At 60.8% G+C, this 9081-nt stretch carries 11 protein-coding genes and 1 tRNA gene; 5 read left to right on the top strand and 7 right to left on the bottom strand.

Features of this window, described 5'->3' with window-relative positions; genetic code table 11:
- The first annotated feature begins 280 nt into the window (after positions 1-280).
- Complete coding sequence (locus EN939_RS10890; RefSeq protein WP_127268016.1) at positions 281-685, top strand: response regulator; 405 nt, start codon at positions 281-283, stop codon at positions 683-685.
- Positions 686-787: 102 nt separating this feature from the next.
- Here EN939_RS10890 and ctrA read toward each other — a convergent pair whose 3' ends face one another.
- On the bottom strand, positions 788-1483 hold the full coding sequence (ctrA, locus tag EN939_RS10885; RefSeq protein WP_006203583.1) for a response regulator transcription factor CtrA: 696 nt from the start codon (positions 1481-1483) through the stop codon (positions 788-790).
- A 452-nt stretch (positions 1484-1935) separates the two neighbouring features.
- Here ctrA and EN939_RS10880 point away from each other — a divergent pair, with 452 nt between their 5' ends.
- On the top strand, positions 1936-2313 hold the full coding sequence (locus tag EN939_RS10880) for a flagellar export protein FliJ (RefSeq protein ID WP_013529907.1): 378 nt from the start codon (positions 1936-1938) through the stop codon (positions 2311-2313).
- 86 nt (positions 2314-2399) lie between these two features.
- Here the strand turns inward: EN939_RS10880 and EN939_RS10875 are convergent, their stop codons facing one another.
- Complete coding sequence (locus EN939_RS10875; RefSeq protein WP_127268015.1) at positions 2400-2798, bottom strand: winged helix-turn-helix transcriptional regulator; 399 nt, start codon at positions 2796-2798, stop codon at positions 2400-2402.
- Between the two features lie 90 nt (positions 2799-2888).
- Here EN939_RS10875 and EN939_RS10870 point away from each other — a divergent pair, with 90 nt between their 5' ends.
- A complete protein-coding gene (locus EN939_RS10870; RefSeq protein WP_127268014.1) occupies positions 2889-3815 on the top strand; it encodes an NADP-dependent oxidoreductase in 927 nt (308 codons plus the stop codon).
- Positions 3816-3877: 62 nt separating this feature from the next.
- Here EN939_RS10870 and sciP read toward each other — a convergent pair whose 3' ends face one another.
- Complete coding sequence (sciP, locus tag EN939_RS10865; protein ID WP_013529904.1) at positions 3878-4153, bottom strand: CtrA inhibitor SciP; 276 nt, start codon at positions 4151-4153, stop codon at positions 3878-3880.
- 288 nt (positions 4154-4441) lie between these two features.
- Here sciP and mnmA point away from each other — a divergent pair, with 288 nt between their 5' ends.
- Positions 4442-5632 carry a tRNA 2-thiouridine(34) synthase MnmA gene (gene mnmA, locus EN939_RS10860; RefSeq protein ID WP_127268013.1) on the top strand — a complete coding sequence of 397 codons (1191 nt, stop codon included), beginning with the start codon at positions 4442-4444 and terminating at the stop codon, positions 5630-5632.
- Positions 5633-5676: 44 nt separating this feature from the next.
- On the opposite strand, the gene EN939_RS10855 is transcribed toward mnmA, so the two are convergent.
- Complete coding sequence (locus EN939_RS10855) at positions 5677-6642, bottom strand: Gfo/Idh/MocA family protein (RefSeq protein ID WP_127268012.1); 966 nt, start codon at positions 6640-6642, stop codon at positions 5677-5679.
- A 240-nt stretch (positions 6643-6882) separates the two neighbouring features.
- Here EN939_RS10855 and EN939_RS10850 point away from each other — a divergent pair.
- A tRNA-Met gene (locus tag EN939_RS10850) sits at positions 6883-6959 on the top strand.
- A 176-nt stretch (positions 6960-7135) separates the two neighbouring features.
- On the opposite strand, the gene EN939_RS10845 is transcribed toward EN939_RS10850, so the two are convergent.
- From EN939_RS10845 to EN939_RS39705, 3 genes are all read right to left on the bottom strand, one after another.
- Positions 7136-7564 (bottom strand): acyl-CoA thioesterase, encoded by a 429-nt coding sequence (locus tag EN939_RS10845; protein WP_127268011.1) that lies wholly within the window; start codon positions 7562-7564, stop codon positions 7136-7138.
- A complete protein-coding gene (locus tag EN939_RS10840; protein ID WP_127268010.1) occupies positions 7561-8496 on the bottom strand; it encodes a 3-keto-5-aminohexanoate cleavage protein in 936 nt (311 codons plus the stop codon). The genes EN939_RS10845 and EN939_RS10840 overlap by 4 nt, the downstream gene beginning before the upstream one ends.
- Positions 8497-8527: 31 nt before the next feature.
- Positions 8528-9081: TOBE domain-containing protein (locus tag EN939_RS39705; protein ID WP_206528279.1), on the bottom strand; the 554-nt coding region annotated here is incomplete at its 5' end.

Raw genomic sequence — 9081 nt, 5'->3', positions numbered from 1 at the left:
TCCACGCGACGCCGGAAGAAATCGTGCTTTCTGCGGCCTGATTGCGCAGCCGATAAAGCGAAGTATTTCTACATTGAAATCTGTAATTCCAGCTCATCGACTTGAGATGCGTCTGGTCGTCCAGGCAGCGCCAAAGCATTCGCGAATAAAAGTAGGCACCTGCCTATCTTTGTAAAAATTTTACCTAACGCCTTTTCGGCTTCTTTACCAGATTGGCCTATGGTGCGTCCTGGATGCCCCCGACGCTACCGGACTGCCAGAAGGCAAAGAGGACCCGGAAATGAAACGCTGCATGTTCGTCGACGATTCAAGCGTCATCAGGAAGGTTGCAAAACGCATCCTGGGCGGCTCCGAAATGATTGTCATCGAGGCCGCCAGCGGACTGGACGCGCTGGAGATGTGCGCCGCCGATATGCCCGACATCATCGTCGTCGATGGCGCCTTGCCTGACGTACCGGCGGTCGATCTCATCCGTCGCGTCCGCGCCATGGAGAGCCCGATAAGGCCGCAGATCCTGATTTCCCTGGTCGAGCTCGATATTGCTTCGATCATGCGGGCCAAGCGAGCCGGCGCCCAGGGCTATCTCTTGAAGCCGTTCAACCGCCCGCAGCTGCTCGAGCGCTTTCGCACCTTGAAGAGCGCACCTGATTCGGTACCCTTGAGCAATTCCAGAAAAAGTGCGTGACGGTTTCCTGCTCAGCAGCCCAAAACAGACCCTTACCAGCCGTCATGCAAAAACCCGGCCGAAGCCGGGTTTTTTATGGAAAAGATTCGAGCGATTCGTCGCTCAGGCGCTGACGCGAATGTCTTCCGGTTCGCGCAGCACATAGCCGCGCCCCCAGACCGTTTCAATGTAGTTCTGACCGCCCGATGCCGCGTCGAGCTTTTTGCGCAGCTTGCAGATGAAGACGTCGATGATCTTCAACTCAGGCTCGTCCATGCCGCCATAGAGGTGGTTGAGGAACATTTCCTTGGTCAGCGTGGTGCCTTTGCGCAGCGAAAGCAACTCCAGCATCTGGTATTCCTTGCCGGTCAGGTGCACGCGCTGGCCGCCGACTTCGACGGTCTTGGCATCGAGGTTGACCACCAGGTCGCCGGTGGTGATGACCGACTGGGCGTGGCCCTTGGAGCGCCGCACGATGGCATGAATGCGGGCAACCAGCTCATCCTTGTGGAACGGCTTGGTCATGTAGTCGTCCGCGCCGAAGCCGAGGCCGCGCACCTTGTCCTCGATGCCGGCCATGCCGGAGAGGATGAGAATAGGTGTCTTGACCTTGGAAAGGCGAAGCGTTCTCAAGACCTCGTAGCCCGACATATCGGGCAGGTTGAGATCGAGAAGAATGATATCGTAGTCGTAGAGCTTGCCTAGATCGACGCCCTCTTCCCCGAGATCGGTCGTGTAGACGTTGAAACTTTCCGATTTCAGCATCAGTTCGATGCTTTGTGCGGTTGCACTGTCATCTTCTATCAGCAGAACACGCATTTCATTCCCCTTTTCTGCTGCCGGACCATTTCACGACCCGTCCGGACCCGGAGCAGTGGTTGCCTTGTGCAGAGGCTGCCATTGAATGGTTAACAAATCCTAATTTCCCGTCCATGACGGTACCAGATTTTTTAACCTCTTTCTACACCCTCTTGAATCTAATAACGAATCTCAGAACCAAATTCCTAATGCAACACATTAACAACCTGGACTAAGCGACTCCAGGGACTCATCGACGTCGCTTCCGCATCGGTGGCCGGAATTTTTACCCGGCCTTAAGTCCTGACCCGTATGATTAACAATGCCCGTAAACGAATGGTTACCGCCGGCAAAAAACTTTAGGGTTTTGTTTCCCATAGTTCGGGGAAAGGCGGTGGACACGGGTGCGGCCTGGGCGTTTCCAGGTGGTTTGGACGATAAGTGCGGGTGTGCGTTTCCGGGAGTACCGAATCATGAAGTCACGTGAAAACCTCGTTCGGCTGAAACAGTTTCAGGTGAATGAGAAGCGGCGGCAGCTGCTCCAGCTCGACATGATGATCGCCGAGTTCGAACGCATGGCCGTCGAGCTGGAGCTTCAGATCACCGCCGAGGAAAAGAAGGCCGGCATCACAGACATCAACCATTTCGCCTATCCGACCTTCGCCAAGGCGGCTCGCCTGCGCCGCGACAACCTCAGGAATTCCCAAAGCGACCTCGCCCAGCAGCGAAGCGCCGCCGAATCATTACTCGGCGAAGCTGAAGCGGAGCTTTCCAAGGCGGAAATGCTGGAATCGCGCGACACGAAGATCCGCGAAGCCGAAGTCGGTGGCCGCAGCGCCATGATCGGCTAAGACCTGGCGGTTTGCCGCACCAACGCTCGCCATCAGGCTGGCGCATTGTCGCGGCTTGCGGCTCCGGCGGGAAAAATGAACCCGCCCTACGCGGCCAAATCCCCTTCACTCTCGGCAATTGCCCTTGCACGGGCATCCTTGATATCCGGCGCATGCTGCTCCGCCCATGACCTGATCTGGGTAAGCAGCCCCGCCAGGTTCTGGCCGAGCTCGGTCAATTCATATTCGACGCGCGGCGGAATGACCGGGAAGATCTCGCGCCGCACCAGGCCGTCGCGCTCGAGCACCCGCAGCGTCTGCGTCAGCATCTTCGGCGTGATGCCCTCGAGCTTCCGGGCAAGCTCGCCATTGCGCAGCCGGCCTTTGCGCAGCGCGCAAACCACCAGATAGACCCATTTGCTGGCCAGCATCTCCAGCACGGTGTGCGAAGGACACGCCCGCCGGAACGCATCATAGCCGAAACCGCAATCATCTTCACTATCCATGAGGTGCGTATATATCAGGAAGGTACATACTGGACAAGGGGATATTACTATCCAAATGATAGTGGCACCAACCAAGCAGGAGACATCTCAATGCGTGCCGTTATCCAGAATTCCGTCGGCGGACCCGACGTCCTTGTCATCGCCGATCAGCCGGATCCCACGCCAGAGACCGGCGAAGTGCTGGTCCGCGTCAAGGCCGCAGGCATCAATCCGGTCGACGGCGCCGTCCGTGCCGGCTACTACCCCTTGCTCGGCGAGCCGCCTTACATCCTGGGTTGGGATATCTCGGGAACTGTCGAAGCACTCGGCGCCGGCGTCACCGGCTTCAAGATCGGCGACGAGGTGTTCGGCATGCCGCGCTTCCCCAAGCAGGCGGCGGCCTATGCCGAGCTGGCTGCCGTGCCTGCCGATCAAATCGCACTGAAGCCGAAGAGCGCGGACCACCTCAAGGCAGGCGCCTTGCCGCTGGCCGGCCTCACCGCCTGGCAAGGGCTTGTTCGCCACGGCGGGCTGAAATCGGGGCAGCGCATATTGGTCCATGCAGGAGCCGGCGGCGTCGGTCATCTGGCGGTGCAGATCGCCAGGGCGCGCGGCGCCTACGTTGTCGCCACGGTCAGCCCGGGCAAGCTCGATTTCCTCCGCGAACTCGGCGCCGACGAGGTCATCGACTACACCAAGGGCGATTTCACCGATAAGGTTCGCGACATCGATCTGGTGCTGGATCCAATGGGCGGCGACCACGCCCAACGCTCGCTGAAGGTGCTCAGGCGTGGCGGCGTTTTGGTGTCATTGCTCGATGTCGGCGACAACACCAGGACCCAGGCCGGCGCGCGAGACATTCGGGTCGAGCGTATGTCCGTCGTTCCCGACAGGGAGGGCCTGGTGGAACTGGCTCGGTTGATCGATGCCAACAAGCTCGCCGTCCATGTGGCGAAGAGCTTCCCGCTGGACCAGGCGGGGGCCGCTCACGCCTTCCTCGCCACCAAGCCGATCGGCAAGGTTGTGCTATCGCTCTGAGCGGGAACGGTGAAAACAGAAGGGCGCGGGGTTAGCCGCGCCCTTCGTCTAAATTCGCAATGTCAGTGCCGGTATTGCTGGATGCGTGTCGTGCGCAGCCCGGCAAGGCCATATTCGTCGATCGACGCCTGCCAGGACAGGAATTCCTCGGTGGTGAGCTTGTAGCGTTGGCATGCCTCGTCCAGGCTCAAAAGCCCGCCGCGCACGGCCGCAACCACTTCCGCCTTACGCCGGATAACCCAGCGACGTGTATTGGTCGGCGGCAGATCGGCAATCGTAAGAGGGCTGCCGTCAGGCCCGATAACATATTTGACTCTCGGTCTAACCAGATCGGTCATCGTACTCTCTACAAAAAACTCAAAGACCCAATCCCCGCCACGTTACCGCCACAGCTTTAAAAATTGCCTAAGCAGACCCTAATGACTAGGTAAGGATCATGAACGCCGCGTTAGTCTTTTCGCCGGCATTTGAAACATCTGCCCGCAAACGCTGATTTGCCGGGGAAAATGCATCCCCTGGCGGAGATCGGCCGCAACCGGTGAATCGCCCTGCACGCTGGCGCGCCGGTAAAGCTTGACCTATATTCTCGACATTGGCATTGAGGCGCCGCGCAGAACGAAAGCATCATGAACAGTCTCAATCTTCCCGGACGTCCCGAAAACACCCGCATCGTCGTCGCCATGTCGGGCGGCGTCGATTCCTCTGTCGTCGCAGGCCTGCTGAAACGCGAGGGCTACGACGTCGTCGGCGTCACCTTGCAGCTCTACGACCACGGCGCGGCGACGCACCGGGCCGGCTCATGCTGCGCCGGGCAGGACATCGACGATGCCCGCCGTGTCTCCGAGACGCTCGGCATCCCCCATTATGTGCTCGACTACGAGGAACGCTTCCGCAAGGCGGTCATCGATCCCTTCGCCGAGAGCTATGTCGCCGGCGAGACGCCGATCCCGTGCGTTTCCTGCAATCAGACGGTGAAGTTCGCCGACCTCCTGGCCACCGCCAAGGAGCTCGGCGCCGACGCGCTGGCCACCGGCCACTACATCCGTTCCGGCGCCAACGGCGCCCACCGCGCGCTCTACAGGCCCGTCGACGCCGACCGTGACCAGAGTTATTTCCTGTTCGCCACCACGCAGGCACAGATCGATTATCTGCGCTTTCCCCTCGGCGGCCTGTCGAAGCCGCAGGTTCGCGCCATCGCCGAGGAGATGGGGCTGGCGGTTGCCGCCAAGCAGGATAGCCAGGACATCTGCTTCGTGCCGCAGGGCAAGTATTCCGACATCATCGCCAAGCTGAAGCCAACCGCGGCCAATCCGGGCGACATCGTCCACATCGACGGCCGCGTGCTCGGCCGCCATGAGGGCATCCTGCGCTACACGATCGGCCAGCGCCGCGGCATCGGCATCGCTTCCGGCGAGCCGCTTTACGTCGTCCACCTCGATGCCGACCGCGCTCGCGTCGTGGTTGGCCCGCGCGAGGCGCTGGAGACGCACAAGATCTATCTGCGCAATATGAACTGGCTGGGCGACGGACCGCTCACAGACGTCCCTGCAGGCGGCCTGGAGCTGTTCGCCAAGGTCCGCTCGACGCGGCCGCCGCGCCCGGCCGTGCTGCATCATCGTGCCGGTGCCACATGGGTGGAACTGGTCGACGGCGAATCCGGCATCGCGCCGGGCCAGGCCTGCGTGCTCTACTCCGATGACGGCAACGAAGCTCGCGTGTTCGGCGGCGGCTTCATCGAGCGTTCGGAGCGTGGCGCCGAGGCCGAGGCGATGCTGACCCGGCTTGCCGCCAGGCCGGCCCAGATACCTGCCGAATAAGATACCTGCCGAATAAGATTCCCGCCGAATAAATAATCCGCGCTTCAGGAATTCGACTTGGTGTGGGTGACCGTGCCGGCGGTCAGGATGCGCAGCACCCTGATCGCTTCCTCGCCGCTGGTGCGCGGCTCGGCACGCGTCTCGATGCACTGGATGAAATGCTCCAGCTCGCGTGTCAGCGGCATGCCCTGGGCAACCGCGACATAGGATGGCTCATTGGTGGTGAAGGCCCATTGGCCGCTGTCCTGCCACACTGCATGGCGGTAGACGGCAAGCTTGCGTTCCCATGGCTCGACATCGTCGAACACCGCCATCGCCTTGGTGCCGACCACGGTCAGCCGCCGCTCGCGATAGGGATTGAGACGCGAGGTGAAGAGATGGCTGCGCAGGCCGTTGGGGAAGCGCATGTGCAGATGCGCGAAGTCGCTGAGATTGTCGAGCAGGGCGGCCCCCTCGCCGCGCACCTCGATCGGCTCCGTGCCGGTGATCGCCAGGATCATCGACAGATCGTGCGGCGCCAGGTCCCACAGCGCGTCGTTCTCTGTGTGGAACTTGCCGAGGCCGAGCCGGTGCGAGTGGATGTAGCGGACTTCGCCGAGTTCGCCCTTGTCGATCAGCCCTTTCAGCGTCTCGAAGGCGGGGTGGAACCGCAGGACATGGCCGACCATGAAGACGCGGCCATTGTCCTTGGCCGCCTGCACCGCACGCTCGGCGTCGGCAACCGTCAGCGCGATCGGCTTTTCCACCAGCACGTCCTTGCCGGCCGTGACGGCACGCACGGCAAGGTCGGCATGGAATTGCGGCGGCAGCGCCATGACGATGGCGTCGATATCGTCACGCACGAACAACTGGTCCGGCTCGATCGCCAGGCAGTCCTGCTCGCTGGCGAAGCCTTCTGCGCGGGCCCGGTTGGTGTCGGAGACCGCGTACAGCGCGCCGAGCGCCTTGAGAGTGCGGATGTGGTTGCTGCCCCAGTATCCGCAACCGAGGACTGCTATGCGCGGCTTCATCTGTTTCAAACTCTAAAAACTCGTGGCCGAGACATAGCGACGTGCCCCTTCGAACTCAACCCCGGCGGCGGCAACCAAATGTCCGCATGGCAAAGCTTTTCGATAATGACGATAAGCCGGCAAGCCGGTTGCTTCGAAGCTTGACAGGCTCACCCTCCCAACCTTATATCCGCGCGACCTTGGCGAACGCCCCCGACATGCCTTTCGATTTGAGGCGGATTTCGGGCCTTTCGCCGCCCTGGCGGGGTAGCTCAGTTGGTTAGAGCACGGGAATCATAATCCTGGGGTCGGGGGTTCAAGTCCCTCTCCCGCTACCACTTCAACGCCACTATCGTACGCAATGGCCGATTGTGGCGGGCTGCCCCATGCGGTGTCCTGTGCGATAGCGGCATACCTGACCTTCGTAGGGCGAGTAGAAGCCTTCAGCGACCTACAGCATCTCGCTCAGTGACGCCAATGCGGCTAACGATGCCGTCACCGGACATTCTCGCCGTCACCCACGCGTATCGGCTTCACCCCTCGGGAGTTTCGCGCTCGCCTGCCGGGCTTCGCCTTCGATCTCGATCTTGCTCCGCGCTTGAAGATCGAAGCGTACCGTTACGGTGCGCATGCGCGCATGCAGGACTCCATCCAGCGTGCCGCGCATTTCATGTAGATAAGTCAGCGACGATTTCCCAAGCTTTTCTATAACGCTGCGAACGGTGACCAGGGTTCCCGCCGCGGTTTCATGCACGTAGTCGATCTCCATCCTTACATCCGCCCAGCCGAGGGTCGGCGTCAAACGAGGATCGGCAATCCTGCCCAGAAACTGGAAACTGGCGTCATCAAACATGGCCACATAATGACGAACGTTGAGATGGCCCATCGCGTCGCACATCCAAGGATGCACGACGCCGACATAGGTTTCGATGCCGGGCGTCAAAACCCGACCTCGTTTGCGCCCTTGAGATCCAGCAGTTGACGGGCTTCGTCGGGCGTCGCGATTTCGAGCGACAACTCGTTGAGAATGCGCTTTATCTTGGCAACCTGTTCGGCATTGCTCTTAGCGAGCGTGCCCTTGCCGACATAGAGGCTGTCTTCCAAACCGACCCGTACATTGCCGCCCATGATCGCGCCCATCGTGCAGAGATTTATCTGGTGCTTGCCCGCGGCAAGGATCGACCAGAGATAATCGTCTCCGAACAGCCGATCAGCCGTCCTGCGCATGTGCATCATGTCTTCTGGGTCGGCGCCGATTCCGCCCAGCAGCCCGAAGATCGTCTGGACGAAAAGCGGCGGCTTCAGCAGCTTGCGGTCTAGAAAGTGCGCAAGCGTGTAGAGGTGACTGACATCGTAGCACTCGAACTCGAACTTCGTGCCGTAGGCCTGGCCGACTTCGACGATGATACGCTCGATCTGCTCGAACGTGTTGGAGACGATGCCCTTCTTTGTGTCTTCCAGGTAGCCCTTCTCCCAGTCGTACTTCCAGTCGGTGTATTTCGGCGCGATTTGGTGCAGGGCGAAATTCATAGATCCCATATTGAGCGAGCAGAGTTCCGGCTTCGAAGCGTGCGCGGCTTCAAGGCGCTCTTCGAGGGTCATCTTCAGCCCGCCGCCGGTGGAAATGTTCATCACGGCGTCGGTCTGCTGCTTGATGCGCGGCAGGAAATCCATAAACAGCTTTGGATCAGGGGTAGGCTTGCCGGTCTCCGGATCGCGGGCATGCAGATGGATCACCGACGCTCCGGCTTCGGCTGCTCCGACGGCGGCGTCGACGATCTCGGACGGCGTTATCGGCAGATACGGGCTCATCGTCGGCGTGTGGATCGAACCGGTGACCGCACAGGTGATGACGACTTTCGGCGATTTCTTCATGGTTGAACTCTCCCTTGTCTGCCTTTTGTTGCTATCTCTCGAGCGCGAGGCAATCCTCACGACCACAGCCCAACCGAACCGCCTCGCCCGCATTGAGTTCGGACCGAGACGACGATGCGGCAAGCTTGACAATGAATTTCAGGCCGCCCGCCGTCACAGCGACGAGCCGGATGTGATCCCCGACATAAACGGACTGAACGACGGTTGCCGCAATCACGTTGAGGGCGGTGGAGCCATCGTGCAATAAGGACATGCGCTCGGGCCTGATCGACAGCGTCACCCTGGCGCCCGCAGGGGGCGTCGCGCCAGGGGAAATGGCGTTCAACACCAGATCGCCATCGTCGAGATGGACGGCCACGCCACCGTTTTCACCGCCGGCAAGCACGGTGCCGGACATGCGGTTGTTCTCGCCGATGAAGCTCGCCACAAAGCTGCCCGTCGGACGCTCATACAGTTCGCGTGGTGTCGAAAGCTGCTCGATGCGGCCGGCGCTGAACACCGCGATCCGGTCCGACATGGTCAGCGCCTCGGTCTGGTCGTGTGTCACATAAACGAACGTGACGCCGAGCCGGGCATGGATATCCT

The organism is Mesorhizobium sp. M7A.F.Ca.CA.002.05.1.1 (assembly GCF_003998335.1).
Classification (GTDB): Bacteria; Pseudomonadota; Alphaproteobacteria; order Rhizobiales; family Rhizobiaceae; genus Mesorhizobium.
This window is presented reverse-complemented; position numbering and strand designations above follow the sequence as displayed.

Coding starts and splice junctions, on each gene's coding strand:
- EN939_RS10890 (WP_127268016.1), top strand. CDS start 281: ATGAAACGCTGCATGTTCGTCGACGATTCAAGCGTCATCAGGAAGGTT.
- ctrA (WP_006203583.1), bottom strand. CDS start 1,483: ATGCGTGTTCTGCTGATAGAAGATGACAGTGCAACCGCACAAAGCATC.
- EN939_RS10880 (WP_013529907.1), top strand. CDS start 1,936: ATGAAGTCACGTGAAAACCTCGTTCGGCTGAAACAGTTTCAGGTGAAT.
- EN939_RS10875 (WP_127268015.1), bottom strand. CDS start 2,798: ATGGATAGTGAAGATGATTGCGGTTTCGGCTATGATGCGTTCCGGCGG.
- EN939_RS10870 (WP_127268014.1), top strand. CDS start 2,889: ATGCGTGCCGTTATCCAGAATTCCGTCGGCGGACCCGACGTCCTTGTC.
- sciP (WP_013529904.1), bottom strand. CDS start 4,153: ATGACCGATCTGGTTAGACCGAGAGTCAAATATGTTATCGGGCCTGAC.
- mnmA (WP_127268013.1), top strand. CDS start 4,442: ATGAACAGTCTCAATCTTCCCGGACGTCCCGAAAACACCCGCATCGTC.
- EN939_RS10855 (WP_127268012.1), bottom strand. CDS start 6,642: ATGAAGCCGCGCATAGCAGTCCTCGGTTGCGGATACTGGGGCAGCAAC.
- EN939_RS10840 (WP_127268010.1), bottom strand. CDS start 8,496: ATGAAGAAATCGCCGAAAGTCGTCATCACCTGTGCGGTCACCGGTTCG.